The organism is Amycolatopsis camponoti (assembly GCF_902497555.1).
Taxonomy (GTDB): Bacteria; Actinomycetota; Actinomycetes; order Mycobacteriales; family Pseudonocardiaceae; genus Amycolatopsis; species Amycolatopsis camponoti.
The window spans coordinates 1,727,018-1,740,724 of record NZ_CABVGP010000001.1 but is presented as its reverse complement, the minus strand read 5'-3'; the positions used below and the strand labels follow the sequence as shown (position 1 = coordinate 1,740,724).

14 protein-coding genes are annotated in these 13,707 nt (G+C 71.6%); 3 read left to right on the top strand and 11 right to left on the bottom strand.

The window, feature by feature from the left end; genetic code table 11:
* Positions 1-240 precede the first annotated feature (240 nt).
* Positions 241-1,029 (top strand): SDR family oxidoreductase, encoded by a 789-nt coding sequence (locus tag AA23TX_RS08465; RefSeq protein WP_155542005.1) that lies wholly within the window; start codon positions 241-243, stop codon positions 1,027-1,029.
* Between the two features lie 114 nt (positions 1,030-1,143).
* Positions 1,144-2,250: an alpha/beta hydrolase gene (locus tag AA23TX_RS08460; protein ID WP_155542004.1), complete on the top strand. Its 1,107-nt coding sequence runs from the start codon at positions 1,144-1,146 to the stop codon at positions 2,248-2,250.
* On the opposite strand, the gene AA23TX_RS08455 is transcribed toward AA23TX_RS08460, so the two are convergent.
* The 5 genes from AA23TX_RS08455 to AA23TX_RS08435 are packed head-to-tail and all read right to left on the bottom strand — an operon-like array spanning position 2,228 to position 7,637.
* Positions 2,228-2,806: a TetR/AcrR family transcriptional regulator gene (locus AA23TX_RS08455; protein WP_155542003.1), complete on the bottom strand. Its 579-nt coding sequence runs from the start codon at positions 2,804-2,806 to the stop codon at positions 2,228-2,230. The genes AA23TX_RS08460 and AA23TX_RS08455 overlap by 23 nt on opposite strands.
* Positions 2,807-2,863: 57 nt before the next feature.
* The gene (gene lgt, locus AA23TX_RS08450; protein WP_196425232.1) at positions 2,864-3,898 is read right to left on the bottom strand and encodes a prolipoprotein diacylglyceryl transferase; all 1,035 of its coding nucleotides are present in this window, start codon (positions 3,896-3,898) and stop codon (positions 2,864-2,866) included.
* A 27-nt stretch (positions 3,899-3,925) separates the two neighbouring features.
* Positions 3,926-5,086 (bottom strand): M20 metallopeptidase family protein, encoded by a 1,161-nt coding sequence (locus AA23TX_RS08445; RefSeq protein ID WP_155542001.1) that lies wholly within the window; start codon positions 5,084-5,086, stop codon positions 3,926-3,928.
* Positions 5,083-6,207, bottom strand: coding sequence for an amidohydrolase family protein (locus AA23TX_RS08440; protein ID WP_155542000.1), 1,125 nt, complete (start codon positions 6,205-6,207; stop codon positions 5,083-5,085). The genes AA23TX_RS08445 and AA23TX_RS08440 overlap by 4 nt, the downstream gene beginning before the upstream one ends.
* Entirely contained in the window at positions 6,204-7,637 is a 1,434-nt protein-coding gene (locus tag AA23TX_RS08435; RefSeq protein WP_230862396.1) for an APC family permease, read from the bottom strand. The genes AA23TX_RS08440 and AA23TX_RS08435 overlap by 4 nt, the downstream gene beginning before the upstream one ends.
* Positions 7,638-7,687: 50 nt before the next feature.
* Here AA23TX_RS08435 and AA23TX_RS08430 point away from each other — a divergent pair, with 50 nt between their 5' ends.
* Positions 7,688-9,046 carry a type I glutamate--ammonia ligase gene (locus tag AA23TX_RS08430; RefSeq protein ID WP_196425231.1) on the top strand — a complete coding sequence of 453 codons (1,359 nt, stop codon included), beginning with the start codon at positions 7,688-7,690 and terminating at the stop codon, positions 9,044-9,046.
* Here AA23TX_RS08430 and AA23TX_RS08425 read toward each other — a convergent pair.
* From AA23TX_RS08425 to trpC, 6 genes are all read right to left on the bottom strand, one after another.
* On the bottom strand, positions 9,038-9,688 hold the full coding sequence (locus AA23TX_RS08425) for a peptidoglycan recognition protein family protein (RefSeq protein ID WP_155541997.1): 651 nt from the start codon (positions 9,686-9,688) through the stop codon (positions 9,038-9,040). The genes AA23TX_RS08430 and AA23TX_RS08425 overlap by 9 nt on opposite strands.
* Positions 9,689-9,734: 46 nt before the next feature.
* Positions 9,735-10,292 carry a Uma2 family endonuclease gene (locus AA23TX_RS08420; protein ID WP_155541996.1) on the bottom strand — a complete coding sequence of 186 codons (558 nt, stop codon included), beginning with the start codon at positions 10,290-10,292 and terminating at the stop codon, positions 9,735-9,737.
* Positions 10,293-10,426: 134 nt separating this feature from the next.
* A complete protein-coding gene (locus AA23TX_RS08415) occupies positions 10,427-10,807 on the bottom strand; it encodes a MerR family transcriptional regulator (RefSeq protein ID WP_155541995.1) in 381 nt (126 codons plus the stop codon).
* Positions 10,808-10,840: 33 nt separating this feature from the next.
* Positions 10,841-11,632 carry a tryptophan synthase subunit alpha gene (gene trpA, locus AA23TX_RS08410; protein WP_155541994.1) on the bottom strand — a complete coding sequence of 264 codons (792 nt, stop codon included), beginning with the start codon at positions 11,630-11,632 and terminating at the stop codon, positions 10,841-10,843.
* Positions 11,629-12,840: a tryptophan synthase subunit beta gene (gene trpB / locus AA23TX_RS08405; protein ID WP_155541993.1), complete on the bottom strand. Its 1,212-nt coding sequence runs from the start codon at positions 12,838-12,840 to the stop codon at positions 11,629-11,631. Before trpB ends, trpA begins: the two co-directional genes overlap by 4 nt.
* Positions 12,837-13,646 (bottom strand): indole-3-glycerol phosphate synthase TrpC, encoded by an 810-nt coding sequence (gene trpC, locus AA23TX_RS08400; RefSeq protein ID WP_155541992.1) that lies wholly within the window; start codon positions 13,644-13,646, stop codon positions 12,837-12,839. Before trpC ends, trpB begins: the two co-directional genes overlap by 4 nt.
* Between the last annotated feature and the right edge of the window lie 61 nt (positions 13,647-13,707).

The window sequence follows — 13,707 nt, the reverse complement described above, 5'->3', positions numbered from 1 at the left end:
CCCGCTTGTTAGCGCGACTTTAACACCTGGGAAACATGCCAGCACCCGTTCAGAGCGCCCCGAGCGACGTCGGACGGTAACGATCTGGCTGCGCGGAACGACGTAGTTCCTGATGCGTTCCCGGTAGTTCGTTGTGCTAAGTATACGGCCCGGAAACTCCCGTCAAGCCTAACGTGACGGGCCCGACGTGGCACGTCGGGATTGTGTCCCCCATCACTAGAACGTGTTACATTTCGCCACATGATCCTCGACCGGTTCAAGCTCACCGACCAGGTCGCGGTGATCACCGGCGCCGGCCGCGGCATCGGCGCGGCCACCGCCGTGGCCCTCGCCGAAGCGGGCGCCGACGTGGTCATCGCCTCGCGCACCTCCGCCCAGCTCGACGAGGTCGCCGCCCGCGTCGCGGCCGCGGGCCGGCGGGCCCACGCGGTGCCGGCCGACCTCTCCGCACCGGAGGCCGCGGCGGAGCTGGCGTCGACGGCGGTGACCGAGTTCGGCCGCCTCGACCTGGTGGTCAACAACGTCGGCGGCACGTACCCGCGGCCCCTGCTGGAGTCTTCGGTGGACTTCATGGAGGAGGCGTTCCGCTTCAACGTGGCGACGGCGCACGCTTTGACGGTCGCCGCGGCACCCGCGTTGGTGAAGACGGGCGGCTCGATCGTCAACATCTCGTCGGTGATGGGCCGGCTGTCCGGCCGCGGCTTCGCGGCCTACGGAACGGCGAAGGCGGCGCTGGCCCACTACACGCGCCTGGCGGCGGCGGATCTGGCGCCGCGGGTGCGGGTGAACGCGATCTCGGTGGGCTCGGTGTCGACGTCGGCCCTGGAGATCGTGGTCGGCAACCCGGAGCTGAAGGAGAAGATGGAGTCGGCAACGCCGCTGGGTCGCATCGGCGAGGCGGAGGACATCGCGGCGACGGTGGTGTTCCTGGCGTCGCGGGCCGGCGGGTACATCACGGGCAAGATCCTCGAGGTCGACGGCGGACTGCAGGCACCGAACCTGGAGCTGGGCCTGCCCGACCTCGGCTGACCCCACCTCTCGGGACCTCGTTTCTTGACTTGCAATCAAGAGGCTTCTAGCCTTCGCCTCTACTTGCTCTTGATCGCAAGTCAAGAGCGGCAAGTGAGCTGAGCGGGGCAGGCGATGGAAACTTCGGCGGAGAAGGACAGGTACACGGCGCCGGTGCGGCGGGACGTGTGGTTCGAGTCCGGGGGCGTGCGGTGCGCGGCGTGGCTGTACGCGCCGGCGGCGGAGGGCGGGCCTCGGCCGTTGGTGGTCATGGCGCACGGGTTGGGCGCGGTGCGGGAGTGGCGGCTGGACGCGTTCGCGCAGCGGTTCGCCGCGCAGGGGTGGGTGGTGCTGGTGTTCGACTACCGGTACCTGGGGGCCAGTGAGGGATCTCCTCGGCAGTTGCTCGACATCGGCGACCAGCTCGACGACTGGCGGGCGGCACTGGCCTACGGCCGGTCCCTCCCGGAGGTCGACCCGGACCGGATCGCGGTGTGGGGGACCTCGTTCGGCGGCGGGCACGTGCTGCGGGTCGCGAGCGAGGACCACGATCTGGCCGCGGTGGTGGCCCAGTGTCCGTTCACCGACGGTCCGGCGTCGTTGCTCTCCCGGTTCCGGGCCGGTCCGGTGAGCATGGTCGGGCTCATCATCGCCGCGCTGCTCGATGTCGTCGGGTCGGTGTTCGGGGCGAAGCCGGTGCTGGCTCCGGTGGTCGGGGTGTGGTGGATGCCCGCCTTCCTGGTGTCGCCGACCGCGATCGCCGCGGCGTCCCGGCTGATCCCGGCGGGGTCTCGGCTCTCGCCTCGCACCGCCGGGGTCCTCGCCCGGGTCCCGGCCGTGGGCAAGGGGTTGTCCGCGACCGTCGAGACGGGCGGGCAGCCGTTCCGGCCGGGCGACACCGCTGTCGGTCGCGACACGATCTGGGGTGTCATGAGTGGCCCGGACGGTGGCGGCGACAGCGCCAACGCGGTCGCGGCCCGGCTCGCGTTGCGGTTGCCGCTGTACCGGCCCGGCAAAGACTTGCGCAAGATCGCCGCGGCGACCCTGTTGTGCGTGTGCGACGACGACCGCGCCGCCCCCGCGCGCACCACGGCCCGCCTTGCGGCCGGGCAGGACCACGTCCAGGTCAACCACTACGACGGTGACCACTTCGACATCTACGTCGGTGACCTGTTCGAGCGGGCCGTCGCCGACCAGATCCGGTTCCTCGCGGCCCGGTTCACGGCCGCGGCGATCCGGTAGCCGGCACGGCGGCGATGCCGCGGGCGCTGCGCACCAGCGTCTCGACGACGGCGCGATCGCCCGCGGCGTCGCCTACGTGGGTCAGCATCCCTTCGACGACGAACACCCCGATCCGGGTCATCGCGTCCTGCTCGGTCTCCGGCACGCCCAACGCGGCCAGGTGCCACCGCAGGATCGCCTCCACCTGCGCGTGGAAACCGTCGTGCCAGACCCGCAGTGCCTCCGATGCCGCGACCCTGGCGTGCACCGTCGTGATCAGCCGGTCGACCCGCCGCAGCTCGGTGATCGCCCACAACAACTGCTCGACCGGCGGTTCGGCCGAGCGTTCCGCCACGCCGGCCAGGAACTGCGCGAACAGCGCGTCCAGAACAGCGACCAGTACCTCGTCCTTGTCCTTGAAGTACCAGTAGACGGTGTTGGAGGTGACCCCCGCCTCGCGCCCGATCCGCGTCACCGTCGTGGGGTCGTAGCCGTCTTCCACGAACAACCGCGTGGCCGCGGCGACGATCTCACCGCGTTTCTCTTCCCGGTCTTGCGGGCGTCGGTTACGCGGCATCCCTCACCTGGCCAGATCGGTCACGCCGGAATCCCACTGCAAAGGGACGCGGTGCGGTCAGCTCTCGTCGGTCTTCTTCGGTTCCTCCGGCGGGGCGGCCTCCGAAGCGGGCTTTTCCGCCGCCGGAGCCTCGGCCGCCACCTTCGCGTGCTCGAGCTCTTCTTCCGAAGCCTCCTCGGACGGAGACTCCGCGACCGGCGTCTCTTCCGGACCCGGCGCATCCTTGCTCCGCAGCGTCTCCGGCAGCTCCCGCGGCCCCCGCTTCCCGGCGAGCACGAAGTACACCACCGCCGCGACGAACAGCAGGATCGACGTCCACACGTTCACCCGCAGCCCGAGGATGTGGTTCGCGGTGTCCGTGCGCATCATCTCGATCCAGCCGCGCCCGACCGTGTAGCCCGCCACGTACAGCGCGAACACGCGACCGTGGCCCAGTTTGAACTTGCGGTCCGCCCACACCACCAGCAGCGCGACCAGCAGGTTCCAGAGCAGCTCGTACAGGAACGTCGGGTGGACCGGGCTCTCCGGCAGCGGGATGTGCCCCGTCGCGACGCCGTTCAGGAGGTTGTCCGGGTCCTCCGGGTTGAAGCGCTGGTAGACCTCCAGGCCCCACGGCAGGTCCGTGTGCGCGCCGTAGAGCTCCTGGTTGAAGTAGTTGCCGATGCGGCCGATGGCCTGCGCGACGACGATGCCCGGGGCGATCGCGTCCGCCATCGCCGGCAGCGGGACGCCCTTGCGGCGGCACGCGATGAGCGCGCCCACCGCGCCGAGGGCGATGGCGCCCCAGATGCCGAGGCCGCCGTCCCAGATCGCGAACGCGTTCCAGGGGTTCTTGCCCTCGGTGAAGTACAGCTCGGGGTCGGTGATCACGTGGTACAACCGGCCGCCGACCAGGCCGAACGGCACGGCGTAGACGGCCATGTCGATCACGGTGCCCTTGGTGCCGCCGCGGGCGGCCCAGCGCCGCTCCCCCCACCAGATCGCCACGATGATGCCGGCGATGATGCACAGGGCGTACGCACGGACCGGGATCGGCCCCAGGTGCCAGACGCCCTGGTCGGGGCTCGGGATCGTAGCGAGGTAGGCGCTCATCACGCGGCCACCGTAGCGCTAAGGCACTCAAGCCTCCAAGGCGGCCAGGTACCCCGCCACCAGCGCGTGCGCCACCTGGACCACGGCCTGGTCGCGCGGGAGGAACCGCTCGTCGTGGAGGCTGGGGACGCCCGCGGTGTCGCCGAGGCCGACGAACAGCATCAGGCCCCGCGTCGCCCCGCCGCAGTAGTGGGCGAAGTCGTCCGCGCCGAACGAGCGGAACTGGTCGTCCACGGCGAAGCCCGCGTGGCCCAGCCAGCGCCGCGCGCCCGCCGCCAGCCCCGGGTCGTTGGCCAGCACGGGCTCGCACGGGCTGATCTCCAGCTCGGCGGTGCAGCCGTGCGCCTTGGCGGTGCCGTGCACGATCTCCGCGAGGGCTTCCAGCGCGCTCTCACGGTCCTTCTCCCGCATCAGGCGCAGCGAGCCGAACGCGCTCGCGCTGGCCGGGACGACGTTGGCCGCGGCGCCGCCCTGGATCCGGCCGATCGAGCAGACCGCGCCGAACACCGGGTCGATCCGCCGCGACGCCAGCTGCTGCAGGCTGACGACCAGCTGCGACAGCGCCAGGATCGGGTCGCGCAGCAGCTGCGGGTAGCCGGCGTGGCCGCCCTGGCCGTGCATGGTCACCTCGAACTCGTCGGTCGAGGCGTTCACCGGCCCCGGCACCGCCGCGACGACGCCGTGCGCGATCCGCGGCTGGACGTGCGCGCCGATCACCGCGTCCACCCCGGCCTCGGCCAGCACACCGGACTCGACGACGTCGAGCGCGCCGGGCGGCGACGTCTCCTCGCGCGGCTGCAGCAGCGCGAGGATCGGCCGCGGGACGCCGACGCGCAGCGCCGCGCGGCATACCGCGACCAGCGCGGCGAGGTGGACGTCGTGGCCGCACGCGTGCATCAGACCGTTCTCCGACGCCCACGGCACGCCGGTGCCTTCCAGCACCGGGAGGGCGTCGAGCTCCGCGCGCAGTGCGACGACCGGGCCGTCCCCGCCGGGCAGCGGGATCGCGCGGCCGGTCTTGGCGACGCGGGTGCCCTCGCCGGCGCCGAGGGCTTCGGCCACCAGCCGGGCGGTGTCCTCCTCGTCGCCGGAGCCGCGCGGGTCGGCGTGCACCGCGTGCCGGAGTTCGATCGCGGCGGGCAGTTCCTCGTCGATCGCCCGCGTCCAGCGGTCCCAAAGGTCGTTCACCCGTTCTCCAAGCGGTAGATCCTCTTCGCGTTCTCGTGTCCCACCAAAGCACACAGCCGGACGGCGTCCACTTCGGACATCGCACCGGCGGCGAGCCCGGCGCGCACGAAGTCCGAGAGTCCCTGGCGGAACAGGCCCGTGCCCAGGTGGTACAGCTCGGCCAGGCCGAAAGCGTCGGTGGAGAAGAGGACCTTCCCGAACGGCGCGATCTCCAGCAGCTCGGCCAGGATCGCCGGCGCGCGGAAGCCCGCATTGTGCGTGGCGAGGCCGACGTCGACGAAGACGTGCTCGAAGACCTGCGCGAGGTAGGCGGCGTTGCGGTGGAACGGGTAGTTGTGCAGCAGCAGGATCGGCACGCCGCGGTCGCGCGTGGCCCGCAGCAGCGCGGTGAGCCGCAGCGGGTCGCAGCGGTGCAGGTCGACGTCGGAATCGCCGTACCCGACGTGGAACTGCACCGGCAGGCCGAGGTCGAGGCCGGTGAACACCAGGAACCGGTGCAGGACCTCGTCGGCGAGGCGGGTGCCGCCCCCGGCGAGCCACCGGCCGGCGGCGGCCTCGACCTCCGCCCGCGACGGCCGCTCCCCCGCCAGCTCCAGGCCGACGCGGTAGGCCGCGATCGACTTGAACCCGGCCGCGGTGGCCGCGCGTTTCCCCAGCTCATCGGTGAAAGCGGCGGCGAACCCGGACGCCGTGGTCCCCCGGATCACGTCCTCCGCGACCTGTTCCAGCCGGACGACATCGTGCGCGCGGGTGCCGGCCAGCTCCGCGAACTCCCCGGTCGTGGTCAGCGAGTCCGGCCGGAACCCGCCGTCCAGCAGGAAGTCCGTCGTGCCGGTGGCGCGCAGGAACCGCCGCGCCACCTCGGCCGCGCCCAGCTCGGCACGGCGTTCGAGGTAGACGTCGGCGGGAGCGTGCTTCGGCAGGTCGAGCACGGGCGCGCAGCGTTCGCGCACGGCCAGCCCGATCAGCGAGTCGAACAGGCTCGTGCCCAGCGGCGACGTCGTGTCCGCCTCGGTCAGCATCGCCTCGAAGTCCGCGCGGGCCACGTCCTTCGTCACGATGCCGTGGCAGTGGTGGTCCACCAGCGGCAGGTCCGCGACGAACGGGAGCAGGTCGGTCATGCGCCTCCGTCCACGGTGCCGAGCCTCTCCCCCACCCTACGAGCGAAGCGCGGCGCCGACAGGACCAAGACCACCGCGAGCACGAGCACAGCGCCCGCGACCACCGGGAACCAGCGCGCGGGACCTTCGGCCGGGTACGGCACCACGTTGACGTACACCGTGTACCCGAGCACGGCGAGCGCGCCGATCGGGAAGACGATGTGCCACGCCGGCACGCGCATCCGCCGCTTCACGAACAGCAGCAGGATCGCACCTGCCGTCGTGAGCAGGTAGATCACCAGCAGGATCAGCGTCCCGATCGAGCCGGACCACGCGAAGGTGTCCGACGCCGTCGCGCCGAACAAGAGCGCGCACACCAGGATGATCAGCGCCGCCGCGCCGGTGACCACGCTGACCGCGGCCATCGGGGTGCCGCGGGTGGACGTCCGGCCGATGCCGCGGCCGCCGTACGCGTCGCGGCCCAGGGCGTAGAGCAGCCGCGAGCCGCCGACGACGCAGGCCAGGCAGCAGCCGAACGCGCTGATCGCCGCGCCGACGCTGATCACGTCGCCGACCCACGCGCCCGCGTAGCGGCTGCCGAGGTCGCCGAGCAGGGACGGCGAGTCGTGGAACGCCGTCGCGTCCGTGCCGAACGCCATCATTTCGACCGCGGTGACGACGACGAAGTAGCCGCCTCCGAAGATCGCCGTGCCGAGGATCGCGCGCGGGATGTTGCGCTTCGGGTCGTGGGTCTCTTCGCCGAGCGTCGCGGCGGCCTCGAACCCGGCGAAGGACAGGAAGCCGAACACCGCGCCGAGGAACACCCCGGACAAACCGGTTTCCGGGACGAAGACGTCCATCGTGAACCGCGCGCCGCCCGGCGCGCTCCCGGCGAGCAGCCGGACCAGGATCACGACCGTGACCAGCAGGATCACCGCGATCGTGGCGCCTTCTACGGCGAGCAGCGTGCTCGTGCCGCGGCGCGCGGGCACCACGGACAGCAGCCAGGCGCCGACCAGCGCGACCGCCGTCAGCACGAACGGGCCCCACGACGGCGGGTTCGGCCAGATCCCGACCTGGGTGAGAAACGCGGTCCCGAGCGTGCCCGCCGCCGAGCTCGTGACGACGGCGTAGAACGTGTACGTGCCGAGGAGGCCGATGCCGGAGACGACTCCGGCGCGCGGTCCGAGCGTCGCGCCGACGAACGCGTACACCGAGCCGGCGTGCTGGTAGTACTGGCACAGTTTGACGAAGCCGTACGCGACCAGCAGGACGCCGACCGCCGAGAGCAGGAAGGCGAGCGGGACGGCGCGGCCGGCGGCGGACGCGGTCTGCTGGGGGTTGATGTTGGCGGCCATGCTGGGGGCCATCAACGCGACGGACAGGCCGACCGCCTGCCAGACGGAGAGGGAACGGCGCAGCCCTGGACGGGTTTCGACGGTGTCTGACACGATCTCCACCTCTTTCTCAAGAGTATTCAGTGAACATCGACGGGGGCAGGATGAGCCAGCTCGACCGGGCGGAACTCGCACAGCAGGGCGCGTTGCGGGCGGACGGCCTGCGCGCGGCCGGCGTCGAGCTGGTCGCGCTGACCTTCGTGGACAACAGCGGCATCGCCCGGGTCAAGGCCGTCCCGGTGGACCGGCTGTGGTCGGCGGCGGCGTGGGGCGTCGGTGCGTCGAACTCGTTCGACTTCTTCCTGGCCACCGACGAGATCACCGACGGCGCGTACTCCCGGGGTCCCGTCGGCGACCTGCGGCTGCACCCCGACCTGGACGCGCTCGTGCCGCGGGCCGCGCAGCCGGGCTGGGCGTGGGCCCCGGTCCGGAAGTACGACCAGGAGGGCGAGCCGCACCCGCAGGACGCGCGGGCGCTGGCCGCGACCGCGACGGCCCGGCTCGCGTCGCTCGGTTACAACGTGCGGACGGCCTTCGAGATCGAGTGGGTGATCACGGCGGCGGACGCGCCGGACGACCCGCGGTCGGCGACGGCGGGCCCGGCCTACGGCTTCGCGCGGCTTTCCGCGCAGGCGGGCTACCTGCGCGCACTCGTGTCCACGTTGTCCGCTCAGGGGGTGACGGTCGAGCAGATCCACCCCGAGTACGCGGCCGGGCAGTTCGAGCTGTCGGTCGCCCCGGACGACCCGGTGCGCGCGGCGGACATCGCGGTGCTGACGCGCGAGACGATCCGGATGGTGAGCGAGCAGCACGGGCTGCGGGCGTCGTTCACGCCGAAGTTCTCGCCGGACGGGGTCGGCAACGGCGGCCACGTCCACCTGAGCCTCTGGGACGGCGACCGCAACCTGTGCTCCGGCGGCGACGGGCGGTTCGGCCTGACACCGACGGCGGAGGCGTTCGGCGCCGGGATCTTCTCGCGGCTGCCGGCGCTGCTGGCGATCGGCGCGCCGTCGGTGGTCAGCTACCTGCGCCTGGAGCCGCACCACTGGGCCGGGGTGTTTTCGGTGTGGGGCCTGGAAAACCGCGAGGCGCCGCTGCGGCTGGTGCAGGGCCCGGCCGGGCAGCGCGACCGGGCGGCCAACTTCGAGGTCAAGTGCTTCGATCTCACGGCGAACCCGTACCTGGTGGTGGCGGCGCTGCTGTTCGCGGGCCTGGCCGGGGTTTCGGCGTCGGCTTCGCTGCCGGAGCCGGTGGACGTCGACCCGGGGACGCTCCCGTCGGCGGTCCGCCTGCCGACCTCCTTGGCGGACGCGGTGAAGGCGTTCGAAGCGGACTCCGAGCTGACATCGGCGTTCGGCGCGGAGCTGGCGACGACGTTGATGGACGTGCGCCGCGGGGAGATCGCGCGGCTGGGTTCCCTGCCGCCGGACGAGCTGTGCTCGCTCATGCGCTACCTACATTGACGCGGCCACTTCGTCGCGCAGCTGCGGGAGCTTGGCGTAGAGGCGATCGCCGGGGCATTCGGTGTTGTAGTAGTCGCGGTGGCCCTTGATCTCCTCGACGGGAATGCCGTACTGGCGGCAGATGTAGGCGCAGAAGGTGACGAGTGACGCCCACTGCGCCTCGGGCGGCTCGACGCTGGTGTAGGTGCCTTCGTTTTCGATGCCGATGGCGTTGGTGTTCTGGCCCGGGCAGTGCGCGCCCTGGATCATGGTGGTGCGGCCGCGCAGGGCGTCGAGGCTGCCGTGCCGCCCTTCGAGCCGGTACCCGCCGCGGCTGACGGTGAAGTGCTGGCCGGTGTCGGACCAGCCGTTGTTGTCCATGTGGTCGTGCTGGTCGTCGCGCGCGATCTGGAAGGCGTGCGCGAGGGAGTAGTCGGTGCTGTTGGGGCAGGCGATGTGGTGGATGAGGACGCGGTTCGCGGGGTGGTCGAGGGTGGTGAGGGCGTCGGCGGGCGGCCGGGCACCCCACTCGGCACAGCTGTAGATCCGGGGTTCGGTAGCGGCTCCGGCGGCCCGCGGGAGGAGGAGCCCGGCGGCTCCTGCGGCGGCGAGGCCGGCGGCGCCGCGGAGGAAGGTGCGCCGCGGGAGGTGTGCGAGGTCCATGCCGGGGACTCTCCCGCGCCGCTGTACAGCTTTCGTACAAACGCCGTCAGAGCTTGAGGGTGGCCTCGAAGGGGCGGTTGAGGCGGAGTTCGCCGTTCTCGCTCTTGGCTATGGGCGCGTACTCGCCGCCTTCGAGCGCGAAGAGCGTGGCGCTGACCGGCTCCGGCGGCTCGACCAGGAGGTAGTACGGGACCAGGGCCTCGGCGTAGATCGCCCGTTTGAGGATCCGGTCCTGCATCTTCGTCGAAGGCGACACGATCTCTGCCGCCAGCAGGACATCGCTCGCCGCGTAGACCAAGGTGTCAACCTCGGCGCAGGTCAAGATCACCAGGTCCGGGATCAGCAGCCGGCGTCCGCCGAAACGTACGTTCACGCCCGGCAGCAGCTCGGTGCCGTCCGGCAGTGCGGGCGCGAAGGCGAACTGCAACTTCTGCAGAAGCCGCTGGTGCACCGAGGTCGGGGCGGGGCTCACGAGAAGCACCCCGTCCACGAGTTCGATTCGCTGAAGGGAGGTCTGGTCCTCGGGCAGGGCGAGAACATCCTCGGCAGTCCAGCCTTCGGGCCGTAGTGGGATGCCGGGCTGGGGCTCAGTCGGTGCTGCCATCGCGCTTCACCTCCGCTCCAGCCGATCGCCGCAGGTCTGTTCCAGTGTGGCATGTCCGCTCGGTCCCCTCGTTGTGGATCATCACACGAGGAGTATGCGGACCGCCACCGACAGTTCTGGTTCAGGTGATGGCGTCAGGCGGGTGTGACAGCCAGCTGGCCCGAGCCGCTGTACAGCTGGATCTTGAACTGGATGTGCTCCTGGTGCTCCCGCAGCCGCGAGATCTGCGACGCCACCCGGGCCTCGTGCTCCCTCAGCACGTCCACCCGCTCCTCGCGCGTCGCTTCACCGGACCGCAGCAGCTCCACGAACCGCAGCATCTCCGCCACCGGCATCCCCGTGTAGCGCAAGCACCGCAGCAGCTGCAGGAACTCGACGTCCTGCTCGGTGAACACCCGCCTCCCGCCGGCCGTGCGGCCGACGTGGTGGAGCAAGCCGATGCGCTCGTAGTAGCGCAGGGTGTCGATCGTGAAACCGGTCTTTTCGGTCACCTGGGCCGGGGTGTAGGACGTCACCGACCCAGAGTGGCACCTGGAGTGCACTCCAGGTCAAGCGGTCGCGACCGCCCGGCGCACGCCCTCGGCCAGCTCGGCGGACAGCGCCCGGACGCCGGAAGGGCCCTCGGCCGCCGCCGTGACCAGGGCTGATCCCACGATCACCGCGTCCGCGAACGACGCCACCTGGGCCGCCTGCTCGCCCGAGCGCACGCCCAGCCCCACGCCGATCGGCAGGGACGTGTGCGTCCGCGTGCGGCGGACCAGCTCCTCCGCGCCCGCGCCGACCTGGTCGCGCGCGCCGGTCACGCCCATCACCGCGGTCGCGTAGATGAACCCCGACGACGACGACGCCGTCAACGCCAGCCGCTCCTCCGACGATGAGGGCGCCACCAGGAACGTCCGGTCCAGGCCGTGCGCCTTGGATGCGTCCATCCACGCTCCGGCCTCGTCCGGGATCAGGTCCGGGGTGATCAACCCGAGCCCGCCCGCCGAGGCGAGGTCACGCGCGAAGCGGTCCACGCCGTAGCGGTTCACCGGGTTCCAGTACGTCATGACGACCGCGCGGCCGCCGCGCGCCGACACCGACTCGACGACCTCGAACACGTGCTTGAGGCGGAAGCCGTTGTCCAGCGCGGTCACGGACGCGGCCTGGATGGTCGGGCCGTCCATCACCGGGTCCGAATACGGGACGCCGACCTCGATCAGGTCCGCGCCGCCGTCGACGCATGCCGCGATCAGCTCCTTCGACCCCTCCACCGTCGGGAAGCCCGCCGGGAGGTAGCCGACCAGCGCGCCACGGCCCTCCGCGCGCGTTGTCGCGAAGAGGTCGTCCAGCCCGCTCATCCGTTCACCAGCCCGAACCACTTCGCCGCCGTGTCCATGTCCTTGTCGCCGCGGCCCGACAGGTTGACGACGATCAGGCCGTCGGGGCCCAGTTCGCGGCCGAGCACCAGCGCGCCGGCCAGCGCGTGCGCCGACTCGATCGCCGGGATGATGCCCTCGGTGCGCGACAGCAGCTTGAACGCGTCCATCGCCTCGGCGTCGGTGACCGGCCGGTACTCGGCCCGGCCGGTGTCCTTGAGCCACGCGTGCTCCGGGCCGACGCCCGGGTAGTCGAGCCCGGCCGAGATCGAGTGCGACTCGACCGTCTGGCCGTCCTCGTCCTGCAGCAGGTACGTCATCGCGCCGTGCAGGTTGCCCGGGGTGCCCTTCGTGAGCGTCGCCCCGTGGCGGTTGCCCTCGATGCCCTCGCCGCCCGGCTCCAGGCCGACCAGCCGCACCGACGGGTCGTCGTAGAAGCCGGAGAAGATGCCGATCGCGTTCGACCCGCCGCCGACGCACGCCGCGACGACGTCGGGCAGGCGGCCGGCCTGCTCGAGGATCTGCTCGCGGGCCTCGGTGCCGATGACGTGGTGGAAGTTGCGGACCATCGTCGGGAACGGCGCCGGACCGGCCGCCGTGCCGAACAGGTAGTGCGTGGTGTCGGCGTTGGTGACCCAGTCGCGCAGCGCCTCGTTGATCGCGTCCTTCAGCGTCCGCGAACCGGTCTTGACCGGGATGACCTCGGCGCCGAGCAGCCGCATGCGAGCCACGTTCAGCGCCTGGCGCTCGGTGTCGACCTCGCCCATGTAGACGACGCAGTCGAGGTCGAGCAGCGCGCACGCGGTGGCCGTCGCGACGCCGTGCTGGCCCGCGCCGGTCTCGGCGATGACGCGCTTCTTGCCCATGCGCTTGGTGAGCAGCGCCTGGCCCAGCACGTTGTTGATCTTGTGGGAGCCGGTGTGGTTCAGGTCTTCGCGCTTGAGGAAGACGCGCGCGCCCCCGGCGTGCTCGCCGAAGCGCTTGGCCTCGGTGAGCAGCGACGGGCGGCCCGCGTAGTCCTTCAGCAGGCGGTTGAACTCGTTCAGGAACTCCGGGTCGTGCCGGGCCTTCTCGTACTCGGCGGCGACCTCGTCGACGACGCCGATCAGCGCCTCCGGCATGAACCGGCCGCCGTACGGGCCGTAGTAGCCGCGCTCGTCCGGGTCGTGCGTGCCGTGCTCTGCGGTCACCGCGAGGGCCTCGGGCAGGCAGGGTGGGAACCGGCGGTGACCAGCTTGACCAGGGAGCCCTTCGGGTCGCCGGAGGCGACCAGCCCCTCGCCGACCAGCACCGCGTCGGCGCCGTGACCGGCGTACGACATCAGGTCACCCGGCCCGCGGACACCCGACTCGGCGACCTTGTAGACGTCCATCGGCAGGCCGGGGGCCAGCCGCGAGAAGACGTCGCGGTCCACCTCGAGGGTGTGCAGGTTGCGCGCGTTGACGCCGATGACCTTGGCGCCCGCCTCGAGGGCCTTGTCGGCCTCCTCGGCGTTGTGGATCTCCACCAGCGCGGTCATCCCGAGCGACTCGACGCGGTCGAGCAGCGCGGCGAGCGCGTTCTTCTCCAGCGCGGCGACGATCAGCAGCACCATGTCGGCGCCGTGCAGGCGGGCCTCGTGCACCTGGTAGGGGCTGACGATGAAGTCCTTGCGCAGGATCGGGATGTCGACCGCCGCGCGCACCGCGTCCAGGTCGGCCAGCGAACCGCCGAAACGGCGCTCCTCGGTCAGCACGCTGATCACGCGTGCGCCGCCGTCTTCGTAGTCCTTCGCCAGCGCGGCGGGGTCGGGGATGTCGGCCAGCTCGCCCTTGGAGGGGCTGCGCCGCTTCACCTCGGCGATCACGCCGATGCCGGACTCGCGCAGCGCCGACATCACGTCGCGGGGCGCCGGGGCGGCCGCCGCGCGGATCTTCAGCTCGTCGAACGGCAGCACGGACTCGCGTGCCGCGAGGTCCTCGCGGACGCCGGCGACGATGTCTTCGAGCACGGTCACCGGGCGCCCCCGCCCTGGTATGCGCTCACGGTTTCCTTCGCAAGGTCGCTCACAAAAACCT